We start from the raw sequence: 17,216 nt of genomic DNA, 5'->3' as shown, positions 1-17,216 counted from the left end.
GAACGGGAATAGCAAGGATTAAAAGATGGACGCAACAGGCATAAAGAATCTCATAGACAAACTCAATCATCACAGCGCGACAGCGTTAGAAGCTGCAGCAGGATTCGCAGCGAGTCGAAAGCATTTTGAAGTGCTACCAGAGCATTACTTATTAAAGTTAATGGAAGAGCACAATGACGGCGATGTTGCGAAGATTTTACCTTTCTTCGAAGTTGATCAAGACGCATTGTGGAATAGCGCGCTAGAATTTATCAATCAACAAGATGCTGGTAACCCGAGCAAGCCGGTTTTCTCCCGTCGCCTCTATGAGTGGTTAGAAAAAGCATGGCTCAGTGCAAATATGCGCCATCAAAATGATTGGATCACAGGAGCTGCGCTGATTGACTCGTTCAAAGACATGGCGATATACAGCCCTGCATTTGGACTGGCGCGCGAGTTCGACAAGATTGATACGCACTTCTTAAAGCAGAATTTAAACAAGATCTGTAAAGGCTCGACTGAGCGTCAAGTATTTAGTAAGCCAAATGCTGACAACACGGTGTCGAATAGCCGTTCACAAGGTGAAAGCGCGCTAGAATCATTTTGTGAAGACCTCACTGAAAAAGCACGTTCTGGTGCAATTGACCCGGTTCTTGGGCGCAACGAAGAAATCCGTCTCGCAATTGATGTGTTGTGTCGTCGCCGCAAAAATAATCCTATCTTTGTCGGTGAGCCCGGTGTTGGTAAAACGGCAGTGGTAGAAGGGCTTGCTCAGCGCGTTGTTGAAGGGCAAGTTCCGCCAGAACTCAAAGAAGTTAAGATCTGCGTACTGGATATGGGGCTGCTACAAGCCGGAGCCGGCGTAAAAGGTGAATTTGAGCGTCGTCTTAAACAAGTCATTGATGAAGTAAAGAGTTCAGCGACCCCTGTTATCTTATTTATTGACGAAGCGCATACCTTGATTGGTGCTGGTGGCGACGCTGGCATGGGAGATGCCGCAAACCTACTAAAACCTGCACTTGCTCGTGGAGAAGTAAGAACACTTGCAGCAACGACATGGAGTGAATATAAAAAATATTTTGAGCGCGATGCTGCGCTTGAACGCCGGTTTCAATTAATTAAAGTCGATGAGCCAACCGAGCAAGCCGCAAAGCTTATGCTCACGGGTCTTAAAGAGAAATACGAAAAGCATCATCAAATTCAAATCACAGACAGCGCAATTGAAGCCGCGGTTAGTTTGTCTGCACGATATATTACAGGTAGACAATTACCTGACAAAGCTATTGATGTACTAGATACTGCGGCTGCAATGGTCAGAATGGGACCGGCAACGTCGCCTGTGGTGATTGATAAAGCCAAAGAGCAGATCCGTTACTATCAAAGCAGAATCGAACGCTTGGCAATCGAGTCAAAGCTTGGGATTGCAGATCAAACTTGCATTCAAAGCCTCACTGATGCGCTTACACAAGCCCAAGAGCAGCTTGCTGAGCTTGAGCAAAGCCGTGAGCTGCAAATTGATACTTATAACGCCTTACACGGTGCGAGTGACGAAGAGAAACCTGCGATTAGACAAGCGCTTGCTGCGTTAAATCAAGATGATAATGCGATTTTCTCCGAAGTGACCAGCGATACGGTAGCGCAAGTGATCGCAAGTTGGACTGGGATCCCTGTTGGTAACATGGTGAAAGACGAGCTGGAGAACTTACTTAAGCTTGAGCAATCACTGGCACAAAGCGTTGTGGGTCAAAATGCTGGATTGACTGCGATTGCAAAAACCTTACGGGTTGCAAAAGCGGGTGTATCGGCCTCATCTGGCCCGCTGGGTGTATTCTTATTAGCGGGTCCTTCAGGGGTTGGTAAAACCGAAACCGCAAAACACATAGCCGAACTACTATTTGGTGGTGAAAAATTCTTAACCACAATAAACATGAGTGAATATCAAGAAGCGCACACGGTATCACAACTCAAAGGCTCACCACCGGGTTATGTGGGTTATGGTGAAGGCGGGGTGTTAACCGAAGCTGTGCGCCAACGTCCATATTCTGTGGTGTTACTTGACGAAGTGGAAAAAGCCCACGCAGATGTCATGAATATGTTTTACCAAGTGTTTGAAATGGGTGTAATGCGTGATGGTGAAGGGCGTGAAATCGATTTTAGAAACACGGTTATCATCATGACTTCTAATTTAGGGGCTGAGCAAATCATCAATGCTTGTACACCAGAAACCGAGCAGCAGGCCATGCAACAAATGGTGGATGGGATCATTCAGCAAGGCGTACCCGAAGACGAAGAAGCACAAGACAACAACGAACAAGAAACACCGTTTGAGAGACCGAGCTTTCAGCAGCTAGTCAGCTTAATTAAGCCAAACTTGCTCGCGCATTTTGCACCTGCGCTTTTAGCGCGTATGCAGGTTGTGCCTTTCTTCCCGCTAGATACCGATGTGTTAAAACATATCGTGGCACTAAAGCTTGAGAAGGTCGCGGCGCGACTTCATGACAATCACGCAATACAACTGCGCGTAGATCAAACAGCGCTAGATTATCTAGCCGATAAATGCGCTATGTCTGATAGCGGCGCACGATTGGTTAACGCAACAATTGAACAACAAATTTTACCTGGGATCGCTCGTTCAATTTTGGGCTTTATGAGCGAAGAAGATATGCCAGACCTGCTGACGCTGACACTGGATGAAAATGGTGAAATTGAAGCCGTATTCGCCGACTTAAGCTAACGGTAGATACGAGTAAGGAGACAAAAATGGAAATGCTAGCATCACTTGCCGATAAACTGCCTAAGGCAAACGAAAGTCACTTTGCAATCGAAATTGCGGGGCTATCAGGAAGTTTATTTAAAGTATTGAGTTTTGAATCACACAATGACAGCTTATGCAGTGACTATCGCTTCGATATTGAGGTGTTAAGTGAAGAGCTAATTGAGCCTGATCTGGTGATTGGTAAAGATGTTACATTTTCCATTACGTGGGCTATGTCTGACAGAACGGTTTCGGGAATTATTACCGAATATGTTTGCCATGGTCGCAGTCATCAAGGCTACGTGTATACCTTATCTTTTCAATCTCTTTTGGTGTTGCTCAAACATCAACGATCAAATCGTGTTTTTACCGACATGTCTGCGGATGCCATCGTGAAAAGTGTGTTAGACAAGGCAGGATTCCCGTCAGGAAAATTGCAACTAAAGGCATCATCGCCAACCCTTGCTATGACAGTGCAGTATGACGAAAGCGACTTTGACTTTGTGACGCGTCTAATGCGCCGCTACGGTTTTGTTTACGGCAGCACAGAGTCAACGGGCAGTCAAGCCAATCTGTCAGTGTTTGGCAGCAGCAGTGATTTTTCTTCAGAGATGGAAGAGATAACTTTGCCTTACGCGTCACCTACTGGACAGGTTAGGCCGAGCGAGTCTGTTTTTGCCTTTTCTAAAAAGGCGAGCCTACTAAATAGCGGCTTTAGACTGTATGACGAAGACTATGAAAAAGGCTGTGCACTGTCTGTTAATAGCAATAATCAAACAGAGGTGGGCGGCTTTGGTGAAGACAGCATATTTGCTGAAAACTTCATGACAAAAGGAGATGGCGATACGCTTACCAAAGTGCACCAGCAAAGCATTGATTGTCAGCGAAACCTTTTTGTTATCGATACCGACTGTCGAGCGCTTCGTCCGGGTGTCGCTTTAACCATAACCGATCACCTTAATTACAGCGGTCGTTACTTAGTGGTGTCTGTTGCTCATAAAGGCTGCCAAGGCGGAAGCGTCGAATACGGCTCCAAGGTAAAAGGCTTAACCTATAAAAACCAAGCGACGATTATCCCAATTGATGTGCAGTTTAAAGCGCCTGTTATTAAGCGCAAAAAGGTCTTTGCATCGTTTAACGCCACGATTGAACAAGGGGTGGATGACAAAGGGCGCTATATAGTTAAACTGCCGTTTAACCAAGATGGTGAAGGGGAAGAGAGTAAACCGACTCGACTTATGCAGCACTATGGTGGACCTGGCGGGCATGGCATGCACTTTCCTTTAAACAAAGGAACCGAGGTTATGGTGGCGGGCGAAAATGGTGACTTAGACAGACCGGTCATTCTCGGTGCGCTATTTAACGATGAAGCGCTAAGCCCGGTTACTGCTGAGAATGCGACTGAAAATAAATTGGTGACAAAGGCAGAAAACACCTTGTTGATGGATGATAAACAAGGCGAAGAGAAAATCCAATTGTTCACTAAAGCACAAGAAAATATACTCGAATTTAATGCCACCGAAGGCAGCGAATTTATCAAGCTTGAAACCAAAAAAGGTTACATCGATATTAAATCGAAAGAAGCGATGACGCTGCAATCACAAGCAAATATTGTGGCACAAGCCGACAAAGAAATAAGCATTCGCGCAGAAGATGCGGTGTATATCCAAAGTATTGAGTCCAATATTGAGATCAATGCCAAAGAGGCGGTTCAACTCACCGCAGACACCGACATTAAAATTCAGTCTGCTGACAGCAATATTCAATTCGAAGCGCAGCAATCCATCAATCTTGAGGCAGCGCAAGACATCAGTTACTTCAGCGTTGATGGTAATGTTGAGCTTGCGGCGCAAAATGGTAACTTGACCATTAATGCCGATAGAAACATTTCTATCGTTGGCCAAGGTAGCGGCTCAATTCAGCTCTCTCAAGGTGGCGGAAAAATAGAAATCGATGCGGCAGGTAATATTACTATCGATGCGAACAACTTGAACTTAAGCGCCAGCAATATTTCAGTGTCTGGCTCAGCAATTAGCCATAACTAAGCAGGGAGCAAAGTCTATGAAAACCAATGTTGTACAATTTCCTCCGTCGTTAAGCAACATCGTATGGCGTGTATCCGCCATTGATAAATTAGGCAAAGTGTTACAAGTGAAGTGTGACGAATCAAAGGTAGAAATGAAGGTTAAAGGTCAACTAGACAGCGTGACACGCGTAAGTATTGACGATGAAGTGTTGCTTCATAGTGTGGCAATGCCTATCGTTATTGGTCGCTTAGCTGCACCGCAAGATTTTCCGGCAGCGTCGGTAACAAATAACAACGGCACTGTGGTGCTAAATGGCGAGCAAAAAGTCTGTGTCAAAACCAAAAATGGCAGCATTGCGATCAACGGCAATGGTGAGATACAGCTTGAAGGTAAACTGTTAAACGCCGATATTGAGCAAGATCTCAGCCTCCAAGGCTGGCCAATTCGATTAAATTAAGCTGATACGGTGTGACTATGTTTTTAGCTGCAACCAAATTGGCCGTTCACCGTCAACAACTTAAGTCGCTTTGGCGTCATTATCAAAAGTTTAATGCACGACAAGTAGTTGAGACTGGGCGTTTACATGCCCTTGAAAAACAACTATTAAATCATGTGTATACCTTAGCTGCGACGGACGAAGAACACTGGATAAACCGCTCACAACTAGATTGTATCGCGCATGGGTCGATTGATGATGTATTTAAGTTAACTCAAGAGATTGACTCACCTCAGCTGTTATTACTCATTAACCATCTTTTTGGGACAAGAGCGCTTGAAGATCAAGCCAGTGAAATAATCACGGCTATTAATCGCGAGCCTGCGCTTGCCGAGTTACTCATTCATAACTTATCAGCATGGCGCATTGATTTTGGTGATGCACTCAGGCAGAGAATTTTATCAACCGATGAAAATTGGCCTACGAGCCTTATCTATTTAGCATTTAGTACGGCTAACTTGTCGCGCCACCAACTTATGGCTGCACTTGAACATAGCAACCCTGAAATTGCCTACACGGCATTGGTTAATATGTGGCTGTGTAATACAGAGCAGCTTTCAGAGCACTTAGTGAAGCGGTTTGCGATGACAGATGATGCCGTGCTAAAAGCAAAATTATTGCAGCTTGCAGGTTTGCTCGACGAGCCTAAATGGGATGAGCCATGTTTACTTTATTGTCAGCACAATCCAAGCTACATTGCTGAAGTATTTCCGTACTTTTCTCATACCCGTTCGTTACAAAATCTAGTTAAGTTACTCGAAGCCCCCAGTACCGCACGTCCGGCTTACGAGGCGTGGAAACAAATCACCGATCTTGACTTACCTGAAGATTTCGCAATAAGTGATGCGAAAACTGGAATTAAATCTCAAAAATCGCAAAAACTACCCAGTTTTAAGCAAGCAGAGTATGAACGCCAAGCCTTAATAACCGCAAATACCCAACATCAACTCGCGGGGCGTAAAGTCTCCGAGCCTGCAGCTTGGTTACAACAGGGATTGGCTGGCCTTGCGATACAGCGCAAGCTTTCCAAAATTTCCTCGCATGCACTTGGCGCTGCGCTTTTTTACATGCCGATGGCTTATCTTCAATGGCAATCAGTAAAGCAGGAGTTGAACCATGCTAGTGAATGAATCCGAGTGGCAAAGTGGCACGGTTGAGGCTTGGGATGAGGAAAAAGATCCCATCGTAGTCATCGCTGTGAAGCAAAACTTTGAATACGACGTAAAGGGTAATGTGTATCCCGATCCAACTGGAGCGCCTGTTGTACTTGCTGATGACTTCGACGGTGAAGGGCTTGAAGCCTGCTTAACCGCCGTTAGCGAAGTTCAGCCCTATAAAACCGGTTTTGAGGTATATGGCGAATTGACCTGCTTTCCACCAACCGACAAGCAAGCGCGAGTGATTGAAGTTGGACTAAAACTCGGCTGTAACGATAGGGTCTTTGTTGATAAATTACTTCGAGTTACTGGTGAGCGTGTGTGGAAGCGATCGCTATTCGGGCCTGTGGCGAGCGATCCACAAGTATTATCGTCCTGTGTATTAAATTATCAACTTGCCTATGGCGGCACGAGTCTGTCGGATGAAGAACAAGTTTCGACCCAAAACCCTCTTGGTCGTGGTTATAAGCTCAAGAATAAAGAAGCGAAAGGCCAGCCATTGCCACAAGTGGAGTATGCTAATCAGGTATTAAAAAAACCGAGTCACGACACTGCGGTTGCAAGCTTTGCAGCGATCCCACCATTTTGGTCGCCAAGGGGTGACAAACTCCCAGAGGTTGACGAAGCCCAAGCCCTCGCGGGTAAGTTTCCATTTAAAGAAGTAGTCCCTGCTGCGCATTATCAAGTCGCGCCGCAAGACCAACAAACTCCAAACCCGTTTAGTGATGGCTGGTGGATTGAAATGATGGGCTTAACGCCAGACTTACCTTATGGACAAAGCCTAAAGCTAATGCTGCCCAGAATCGTGCCTCGCTGTCGTTTGGTTAATGGCCCAGACGCCGCGCCTATTGATATGCAGTGTGATACGCTGGTAATTGACTCACAAACACAGCAGTTTTCATTAATTTGGCGAGGAAAGGTAAAAAAGAGCCAAACGGGCAGTAACAGCGTGTTCTTAGTCGAAGAGGCACAAACGCAAGGAGTGGCACATGCAGTTTGAATTAATCGCGCTAGAAACCCCCGCCGGTAACCATCCTAGTGCTTTATATACCGCGGTCGCAAATAACATGCGCTTTTGCACGCCAAGTAAAGCCATTGTTAGGTACGATATAAGCCTCGACGCGCCTTACTTGCGCGCACAAATCGAAGAGATCTCGGTCACGTTACGTAAAGACCGCTGTTTAACCATTCTTGAATCTTTATTAAATCAGACAAAACAACGGTTTGATGGCAGTGCCAACACATGGGACGGCACCATTAATCTAATTGCTGGCTACGCAAAAGCAGAAGAGCCATATATAGAAGTGTCTGATGTTAGGACGCTTTGTGACCATCTTGAGCTGAACGTTGACGATATTCAGTTGCATAAAACGCTTGATATTGATTCGCTCTCGCCAAATAGTCTCCATGTATTTGTAGATAGTTGCGTTGGTTATGATGAAGCGTCAAAACCAAACTGGGTAGGAAAGCTACAAGTTGTTGGCGGCCCTGAAGGTGTTGTATTAAGTGAAGGCGGTTGCGCATTGCTTGGTACAAGTGCTAATAAAAATGCATGCCAAACCAAAGCATACCAGGGTGACTTAGGTGAGCTATTAAAAGAGCTGCACGCAGAGGTAAGTGAGCCCTATATTTCGACCCGCTTACTTAGTGAGCAGTGGCAAAGAGAATGGCTTAATGCTAGCCGCGTCTTGTACCAAGAACACGACGCGTTAATAGAGCTAAATAACACAGCAAATACCATTGGTTATATTGGCGCTGGCCATAATGCAATGGGGCTTGCGGTTGCCAGCAGTTATTTACACAACCCGTTAAATAGCCACATTGAAAGAGTGTGGCTGATCACAGAGCAAGAAAAACCACAATTAATCTCAGTAACAAGGAGTGTGTTATGAGCTTTATCGCAGCAGTAAAGGGAAAAGAGCCAGATTCGATTCAGTATGATCAAGATGCCATGTCGGCAACGCTGAGAGTAGGCGGGAGTGTGTCGTGGCGACACAACAATCCAGCATTGTTAAAGCTTACTATCGCAGCGAAAAATAATGGTGCCATTGGCTGTGTAAATGGGATAGCCGTATTTCCTGATAAAGCAAGCGGTGAAAACGCATTTATAGATGAGATTGCGCGCGCTAAATATGGCGATATGATGCTAGGTGAAATGATAACCGAGTTTGCCAGTGACTATATTGTTCCACCGCCTAAGTGGGACGATGAAAAAAACGAGCCGATTTTACCTCATGAAGAACCAGAAACAGGCATGGATATGCATAAGCCAATTGATGACGCCAGAGCGTTTTTAGACTTAGTTGAACGCAAAATAGGATGGCAAGCTGGCAGCGAGGAACAAATCGAAAAAGACGTAGATAGCGAAGCGCAGCAAGTCGGCATCGTAAGCGGCCAAAACGTATTAATCAATGGTCGCACCGCAGTACATAAAGACAGTGGTGGCATGCTAAATACCATAGATGTTTGCTGGACTAAAATTGGTAAAGTTGTCGTGCCAATTCCTTATAGCAATCTCGCCAAATCTAAAGACGCGGCAAGTACGGCAAGCTCCGTAAAAGTCAATGGCAACCCTGCAGCCAACATCAAAAGTAACTTTTCAAAGAGTACAGGTGATCAACCCGGTAAAAAGAAAGGCATTGCCAGCGGCACAATCAAAGGCAAAGCCGAATTCATTCTTGGCTCTTTTGATGTGTATATCGAAGGAAAGCCCGCCGTACGCCAAGGAGATCTTATGATCTCTAACAGTAAAAATACGCCGCCTTCTCCCCTTAATCAACCGGGCGGTGCTACTCCTAGCTCACTGTCAGTGGCAAAAAGAGATGCAACCCCCGATAAATCAGGAAGTAAAAAGTTAAAAGTAAGCGTATCAGGTAAAGAGTATTACAAGGATGGAGTGAAACTAGGATGAGTGATTTTACAGTACCAGACTTAACGAATCTTGAAACCGCTCACAGAGAGCTGGTTTTTGAAGGGCTAGCAAACGACCAAGAGAAAGTGTCTTTGATGGTTGCTGATACTAACCCAGATCTTGGCACCTCGGGATACTACAAAATACCACTTGGTACTTCTTCGGCGAATGACACTGCACAAGATGCAGAAGTGGAGTTGGTCCATATTTATCCGTTGAGAATGGGGATAGAGGGAGAAGATCAGCTAAGAGAAGGATTTATCTATATTTACGTTGACGGACACTTATGGCGAGAGCTGGAAGTACTTCCAAGGGAAAATGGTGAGGGTGTCGCGTTTAAAGATGTCAATTTAGCCTTTCAAAAGGGTCATAGAGTTATTCGTGTTGCTGAATACTCGTATAAAAAAGATAACTATGGCAAAGAGTGTAGTGTAGACAATACAGAATTAGCACTTCAGATGGTCGACAAAGGGGAGCGGAAAGCCACCACAGAAGAATTAAGTACTATCATCGTCCCAAACAAGTTGTATGGCCAACAGTGTAGTGTAGAAATCGCCTATTCAGAAACGCAATGGAGCTGGAAGCAAATTGAAGCATTTGGCGGTATGGCTGAAACGGATCCGCGTTTAAATTATGGACCAAGTGTAAAGCCCGGTCTTAACGGAGACCAAGCGACCAACAGACGTGCCAACAGAATGCAAAAACTCGATAAGTTGGCAAGTTTTAAGCAGGGTTTCGATAATTCGACATTGCCCGAGCACCTAGTTTTACCCGTTCCAGATATGTCTGGTGTGTATGTACCGATACTAACCGACAGTTTAGGGTTAGCCCGTGACACCAGCGCCAGAGTTGCGATATACCGCAAGGAGTTGTTAAGCCTTCCCGTAGAATCAATACAACAAGATCCTGAATTTAAATCAGAGTCAAACACAGAACGTTTTGAACCTAGTCCAAACCAATTGGCAAAGCATTCGTTAGCAACTGCAGTTCAGAGCACCTTCTTTCAATATCCAAATGGAATCAAAAAGAAGAAGGCGCTCGGAGTGGAAGTTGATGAAGACGCCGAAGATCTTGCACAGCAATATCAGGAGTATGTAGAAGATAGCTTCAGCACCACTGAATTTAGAAAATATCTTCACACTGACCGCGCCTTAGAACTTGGTCTATTAATAAACCAATCAAAAGCGAAGCTCTTTGAGATTATTAGCGACGAGCAAAAAAACAATTCTTTTTATTACTCCATTGAAGACTATGCCTACTACGATGATATACGCCGGTGCTTACTATACGCAGTATGCTCCGATGTACTCGGCCCAATAAAGGACTTAACCATTACTCTGATCAGTCATTTTGCGGTGTCAGATGATGATTTCAAAAAGTTAGATGAATTGGATGCGAATGACTTAGGGCAAGAATGTTGGCTAAAAGCGATGGGGACGCATCCGACTGAAAGGCTAAGATTAATTGAGCTGCTCTATCCTAAAAAGATAAAGGATGAGATGACTGCGTATGAGTGCCGTCTTAAAGGTTCAAACGACGAATTTGACACGCGCTTTGATCTTACGCTTATGCAAGATAACTTGCAGCCCTTACATGACCAAGACTCATCATATACAGATGTGGTAAAACAAGTGCTCCGAAGAGCCTCACAGGCGATGTGGGGATTCTTGGTGATTGGTCTCGAGGTGCCAACCGGATTAAATGCAGCACAAGGGCAGGATATCAAATCGGTATACGGTAACCGTAAAGACAAAGCAGAGGCCCTAGCGCTTAAAAAAAATGAATTGGAAAAGAAAAACGCCAAGTTAAAACGCGATATCAAAACCAAGAAAGCAGAAATTAACGCTCGAACCAAAGAACGTAACCGTGCTTTAAGCGTGGCTTCTGTAGAAGGAATGAATCGAAATTCAGCGATAGCAACATTGGATTTAGAAATAAAGAAGCTAGAGCAGGCCTTACGTGATTTTAAAAAAAGTGCTTCTAACACTCAGTATCAGTTGATGAACGCAAGGCGAGAACTGAGCGCATTATCTGGATCTTTTGAAGTTTCTAAATCATTTAGATTTGAGAGCGTGAGTGTTCGCGCAGATGTATTCAGTCGAACCAAACAGTTAATAGATGTGACGACAAATGGCTTGATAAAACAGATAAATCTATCAATTGCAGACTATTTAGATGGCAACTTACCAGATGGCTTTTTACCTCTGGATTTTCAGTCAAAAGCTGAGCGAGCGTCCAAACGGCTAGATGGACTTGCAAAAGCAGCCGAAGCATTTGCTGACAGTCATAAAAAAAATCCTTCACATCCTTTGGTTAAAGCTTCTTTAGGCGAGACGAAGAATCTTCAACAACCAATAGACAAAATCTTATCTTTGGATGGCTCTTTGGATGATATTGAAAAAATACTTGAGCGGCAAAAAATAAAAGCCGAATTTGCGCAAAAACGATTGCGGCAAAAAGTATTGGTGTTGGATACAAGTAAGATAAAAAAACTCAAATACGAAGTCGGAGACATGGGCAAAGCTACTAAAAAACTTAGGGGCGAGATTGATGTCAATAGCTGGAAATTGGAGAGCATTAATAAAGAAGTCGATGCTTTGGAGCGACTATCTATGTTTGGTGCAAAACCTCAAGTATACAATATGTTACTAAATGGGGTATTGCCTATGGTTGCAGTATTAGAAGTAATAAATTTTTACGACACAATAACAAATGCTAAAGCAAGTGGGCTTGCAAAAGCGTCAGCAGTTCTTGATTTTGCCGACATTATGATCAACATCAGTGTTAATTTGGTAGAAAAAAAGGTAGGGTTACCAACCCCTAGGCAAGTCAACGCCATATTACGAAATTCGGCATCGCACGTTTCAGGTATGGTTGTATTAAGAGGAGTACTTGTTTTTACTGCAAATGCGATTTCGTTACTTGCTGCTGTTGTTAGCGCTTATGCTGCTTTTAAAGATGCAATGTCAGAAAAAGAGAGCGGAGATACCGCGTTATATTATGCCAATATGACGATGATGGTGGGTTTTTTGTCACTAACCGCTTCAGCAAGTTTAGTCGCTGCAACACATTTAATTTCCGCTTTAAGTGTTGGCGCAGTCGCAACATTAGGCACTATTGCATCTACGCTAGGATTATTGGGTTTGTTGGTTCTCTTAATTGGTGTTGGTTTATTGCTTATATTTCATGAATCAGAAATTGAGGCATGGCTAAATGCTTGCCCTTGGAGTAAAAAACAGCAGCAAAAATACGTAGATGATACTAATAAATATTCATCAGCCAGAGCATCTACGTGGCAACGTAAAATGGAAAATGCACTGATCGATTTTTATAGTATGTTATATTCTCCGGCAGTTAACATCGAATCATCTTTTATTGAAGTCGTGAAAGTGGAAGTTAGTGCACCTTTAATTAGTAAAAAAGAAGGGTTTTCTGCTCGTTTTTTTTGGTCTAAAAAGGGTGAGGATAAAATACAAGAACTAAATAGTCATCAACTGGCTGAGCTAGGCAGAGGCTGGATTATATACCCTAATCGAACAGGTTTTTACTTTGAGTTTATTGAAAGTAAACTTCGTGAACTACTAAACCTAAAAATTGGAACTACCATTGAGCTTGTTGTTGAGGTAGAAAGCTATCCAAATGGAAAAGGTAATAAAGTGATAGAAAGTGCGACCGAGCTGTATTCTTTACCAACAGTTATTACAAAAAGTGATGACGAGTATGTGATTGATAAAGGTATTAGGTATACTGAGACTTTAGTGCGATTAAATGAATTGAATCCTGAAACAATAACTGAATATTACATTGACTGAATGCAATGCGCTGTTTTTAAAGTAAATATTTAGAAAAATCTTTTAATTAAAATTTAGCTCCTCAACAAGGGTACTGGCATAAAAAGGGCACTAAATATGAAAGAGATAAAGGACATGACTCATGAAGAAGTACGTAATTATTTAGCAAAGAGGGCTAAAGAAAGAGAAGTGCTCTACCAAAAAGGAGCTACTGAAGAAGAGAAGCGAGAAGCAGAACTAGATGCATATGGCGATAGACTAATGGGGTATTGCCTAGGTGATGCATATTATGAAGAACTACCAAAAGATCATCTTCATAACTTAAGCTATAAGGAACGCTTAGCTAAGGCTGAAGAATTAAACGGCTGTAAGTTTAAAGACGCAAAACCCTGTAAAGACGCGTTTGCACCGAGAGACGACTTTAGCGGCTCGAGTTACCCAAGTCAATGTGATGGTCGAATTGTTTCTGTGCCGCGCTCTCCAGGGTTATGGTCTCTAAGACTGCATGGATTGGTATTAGGCCCTATTATTGGAATTTGTCTGTTAGTGGTTAGTATGACAGACGATAGTCTGCCAGTTTGGCATTCATGGCTGGGGCTGTTTTTACTGACTTTATTTCCTTTAATAATGTACAAAATAGGGAATGCAATTCGCATCGTGGATGCAATCGAGTTTAACCGCCATACCGGGCTGGTAAGAACGCCCTACACCTTATTCAGAAAGCCATTTTATATCCCCATAGAAGACCTAGAGTTTGTTGTCGGTCCAGAGATAAAAAATATGCGAGGCAGCGCATCGATGCAAACGGGTTACTTAAGTTGTAGAAAATACCCCGAGCACTATTGGTTTGGAAATCGTATTGGTATTGCAGGGGGCGGCGATACTCACGATTGGTCACAAATGAATAGGTTTATGGATATTACTCAACCAATTGACGAGTACTATCACAGTGCTATGGAGTATACGTTTAAAAAGAATAGGAATGCTCATGGCAACGGCCCATTTCCAGAGGTGATGAAAAAGTACTTTGATGCCGACGACTGCCAAATTAATCGTATGGAAGTGTGGTAGGGCGTTAATCATTACAAGTGCTTTCTAGTAGTCAGCTAAAAGGAGTTGTTGATGAAAAAGATTGAAGAGATGACTCAAGAAGAACGGGATATTTATTTAATAGAAAGGGCTAAAGAAAGAAGCAGAAAATACCGCGAAGAAGCTACCGAAGAAGAAAAAGAAGACTTTGCAAAAACTGACGCATATATAGATAGAGAAACAGGTTACCGTCTTAGCGGTATTTTTTATGAAGAACTACCAAAAGATCATCTTCATAACTTAAGCTATGAGGAACGCTTAGCCAAGGCTGAAGAACTAAACGGCTGTAAGTTTAAAGAAGCAAAACCCTGTAAAGACAGATTTGCGCCGAGAGACGACTTTAGTGGTGTAAGTTACTCGAGTAAATGTGATGGCCAGATTGTTTCTGTACCGCGCTCTCCAGGGCTATGGTCACTTAGATTGCTTTCATTGGTATGGGGTCCTTTGGCTGGAATAAGTTTATTAGTAGTTAGTATGACAGACGACAGTATGCCAGCTGGGTATTCATGGTTGGGGCTGTTTTTACTGACTGCATTCCCTTTAATAATGTACAAATTAGGGAATGCAATTCGTTTTATTGATGCAATAGAGTTTAATCGCCATACCGGACTGGTAAAAACGCCTTACACCTTATTCAGAAAGCCATTTTATATCCCCATAGAAGATCTTGAGTATGTTGTTGGTCCAGAAGTAAAGAACGCACGAGGTAGCGCATCGATGCAAACGGGTTACTTAAGTTGTAGAAAATACCCAGAACATTATTGGTTGGGAAATCGTATTGGTATTGCAGGAGGAGGTGATGTTCACGATTGGTCACAAATGAATAGGTTTATGGATATTACTCAACCGATTGACGAGTACTATCACAAATCTATGGAGATCCAGTTTAAGAATAACAGGAATGCTCACGGCAATGGCCCATTTCCAGAGGTGATGAAAAAGTACTTTGATGCAGATGACTGCCAAATTAATCGCATGGAAGTGTGGTAGGGCGTTAATCATTACAAGTGCTTTCTAGTGGTTGACTAAAAGGAATTGGTGATGAAAAAGATTGAAGATATGACTCAGGAAGAGCTAGATAGCTATTTGGCAAATAAAGCGAAGGAAAGAGTGCGCTATTACCGAGAGGAAGCAACAGAAGAAGAAAAGAAAAAGGATGCTGAAATAGACGCGTATTTTGATAGACAATTAGTTTATCGTCGAAGCGGTATTTTTTATGAAGAGCAACCAAAAGATCATCTCCATAATCAAAGCTATAAGGAACGACTCGTCAAGGCTGAAGAATTAAACGGTTGTAAGTTTAAAGACGCAAAGCCCTGTAAAGACGCATTTGCCCCAAGAGATGATTTTGATGGCCCTAAACGCCTCTTTGGTGCTTGGAATTGTGACGGTGAAAAAGTTGCGGTAGTTCGCCACCCAAGCCTAATACTTTTTAGAATGGTAATAACCATATTGTCCGCAATTGCTGGGTTTATGTTGATTGTACTGACACTGGTTGATGCATTTCCGGTAGACTATTTATACTTGAGTTTGGCAGGTCTTTTCATCACGCCTTTCTTGTTGTTTAAATTTTCTGACGCTTTACGGTTTATTGATAACATAGAGTTTAATCGTCACACTGGGTTGGTGCGAACGCCTTATACCTTATTTAGAAAACCATTTTATATTCCAATAGAAGATCTTGAATATGTGGTGGGCGTTGAGGTGAAAAGCGCAAGAGGAGGTGGCTCGTTCCAAACGGGTTATCTAAGTTGCAGAAAGTATCCAGAAAAGTTTTGGTTTGGCCATGCGATTGGACTTGGAGATGGTGGGAACCTAAACGATTGGGCTCAGATAAATCGGTTTATGGACACTACCCAACCGATAGATAGGTACTACTACGAAATCATGGAGTATCACTATAAGCTCGATAAGAACGCTCACTTTAACGGCCCATTTCCAGAGGTAATGAAAAAGTACTTTGATGCCGATGACTGCCAAGTAAACCGCTGGAAAGTGTGGTAGAGGGTTAGTATTACAAGTGCTTTAAGTAGTTAATCAAAAGGAGTTAATGGTGAAAGAGATAAAGGACATGACTCACGAGGAGATACGTAATTATTTAGCAAAGAGGGCTAAAGAAAGAGAAGTGCTCTACCAAAAAGGAGCTACTGAAGAAGAGAAGCGGGAAGCAGAACTAGAAGCATACAGTGATAGACGAGTAGGTTACTGCCTAAGTGAAGCTTATTATGAAGATCTAACTAAAGACCATCTCCATAACTTAAGCTATGAGGAACGCTTAGCCAAGGCTGAAGAGCTAAACGGCTGTAAGTTTAAAGACGCAAAACCCTGTAAAGACAGATTCGCGCCGAGAGACGACTTTAGTGGCGTAAGTTACCCTAGCCAATGCGATGGTAGGGTTGTTTCCGTACCGCGCTCACCGGGATTATGGTCTATTAGGCTACATGGGTTGGTATTAGGCCCTATCATTGGGATTTGTCTGTTAGGGGTAAGTATGACAGACGACAGTATGCCAGCTTGGCATTCATGGTTGGGGCTGTTTTTACTGACTGCATTCCCTTTAATAATGTACAAAATAGGGAATGCAATTCGTATTGTGGATGCAATCGAGTTTAACCGTCATACCGGACTGGTAAGAACGCCCTACACCTTATTCAGAAAGCCATTTTATATCCCCATAGAAGATCTTGAGTATGTTGTTGGTCCAGAAGTAAAAAATATGCGAGGTAGCGCATCGATGCAAACGGGTTACTTAAGTTGTAGAAAATACCCCGAGCACTATTGGTTTGGAAATCGTATTGGTATTGCAGGGGGCGGCGATACTCACGATTGGTCACAAAAGAATAGGTTTATGGATATTACTCAACCGGTAAACCGATATTACTATAAAGCTATGGAGTATACGTTTAAGAAGAATAGAAATGCTCACGGCAATGGTCCATTTCCAGAGGTGATGAAAAAGTACTTTGATGCCGATGACTACCAAATTAATCGTATGGAAGTGTGGTAATGAC

12 protein-coding genes are annotated in these 17,216 nt (G+C 43.1%); all 12 read left to right on the top strand.

The window, feature by feature from the left end:
- The first annotated feature begins 25 nt into the window (after positions 1-25).
- The 12 genes from tssH (at position 26) to DRB05_RS18040 (ending at position 17,212) form a co-directional block, all read left to right on the top strand.
- Positions 26-2,713, top strand: coding sequence for a type VI secretion system ATPase TssH (gene tssH / locus DRB05_RS18095; RefSeq protein WP_128728168.1), 2,688 nt, complete (start codon positions 26-28; stop codon positions 2,711-2,713).
- A gap of 26 nt (positions 2,714-2,739) precedes the next feature.
- A complete protein-coding gene (gene tssI / locus DRB05_RS18090; RefSeq protein WP_128728167.1) occupies positions 2,740-4,779 on the top strand; it encodes a type VI secretion system tip protein TssI/VgrG in 2,040 nt (679 codons plus the stop codon).
- 16 nt (positions 4,780-4,795) lie between these two features.
- Entirely contained in the window at positions 4,796-5,218 is a 423-nt protein-coding gene (locus tag DRB05_RS18085; protein WP_128728166.1) for a hypothetical protein, read from the top strand.
- 17 nt (positions 5,219-5,235) lie between these two features.
- The gene (locus DRB05_RS18080) at positions 5,236-6,387 is read left to right on the top strand and encodes a hypothetical protein (RefSeq protein WP_128728165.1); all 1,152 of its coding nucleotides are present in this window, start codon (positions 5,236-5,238) and stop codon (positions 6,385-6,387) included.
- A complete protein-coding gene (locus tag DRB05_RS18075; RefSeq protein ID WP_209319032.1) occupies positions 6,374-7,414 on the top strand; it encodes a DUF2169 domain-containing protein in 1,041 nt (346 codons plus the stop codon). Before DRB05_RS18080 ends, DRB05_RS18075 begins: the two co-directional genes overlap by 14 nt.
- Positions 7,404-8,306, top strand: coding sequence for a hypothetical protein (locus tag DRB05_RS18070; RefSeq protein ID WP_128728164.1), 903 nt, complete (start codon positions 7,404-7,406; stop codon positions 8,304-8,306). Before DRB05_RS18075 ends, DRB05_RS18070 begins: the two co-directional genes overlap by 11 nt.
- On the top strand, positions 8,303-9,325 hold the full coding sequence (locus tag DRB05_RS18065; protein ID WP_128728163.1) for a DUF4150 domain-containing protein: 1,023 nt from the start codon (positions 8,303-8,305) through the stop codon (positions 9,323-9,325). Before DRB05_RS18070 ends, DRB05_RS18065 begins: the two co-directional genes overlap by 4 nt.
- Positions 9,322-13,137, top strand: a complete 3,816-nt coding sequence (locus tag DRB05_RS18060; RefSeq protein ID WP_128728162.1) for a toxin VasX — start codon at positions 9,322-9,324, stop codon at positions 13,135-13,137. The genes DRB05_RS18065 and DRB05_RS18060 overlap by 4 nt, the downstream gene beginning before the upstream one ends.
- A 96-nt stretch (positions 13,138-13,233) precedes the next feature.
- Positions 13,234-14,187 carry a hypothetical protein gene (locus DRB05_RS18055; RefSeq protein ID WP_128728161.1) on the top strand — a complete coding sequence of 318 codons (954 nt, stop codon included), beginning with the start codon at positions 13,234-13,236 and terminating at the stop codon, positions 14,185-14,187.
- A 51-nt stretch (positions 14,188-14,238) separates the two neighbouring features.
- Positions 14,239-15,195, top strand: a complete 957-nt coding sequence (locus DRB05_RS18050; RefSeq protein ID WP_128728160.1) for a hypothetical protein — start codon at positions 14,239-14,241, stop codon at positions 15,193-15,195.
- A 51-nt stretch (positions 15,196-15,246) separates the two neighbouring features.
- Entirely contained in the window at positions 15,247-16,209 is a 963-nt protein-coding gene (locus tag DRB05_RS18045) for a hypothetical protein (protein WP_128728159.1), read from the top strand.
- A gap of 49 nt (positions 16,210-16,258) precedes the next feature.
- Positions 16,259-17,212: a hypothetical protein gene (locus DRB05_RS18040; protein WP_128728158.1), complete on the top strand. Its 954-nt coding sequence runs from the start codon at positions 16,259-16,261 to the stop codon at positions 17,210-17,212.
- The last annotated feature ends 4 nt before the right edge of the window (positions 17,213-17,216 follow it).

It is taken from the genome of Pseudoalteromonas sp. A757 (genome assembly GCF_004103285.1).
Lineage (GTDB): Bacteria > Pseudomonadota > Gammaproteobacteria > Enterobacterales > Alteromonadaceae > Pseudoalteromonas > Pseudoalteromonas galatheae.
The sequence above is the reverse complement of the archived record's forward strand: the minus strand, read 5'-3'. Positions and strand labels throughout refer to the sequence as shown.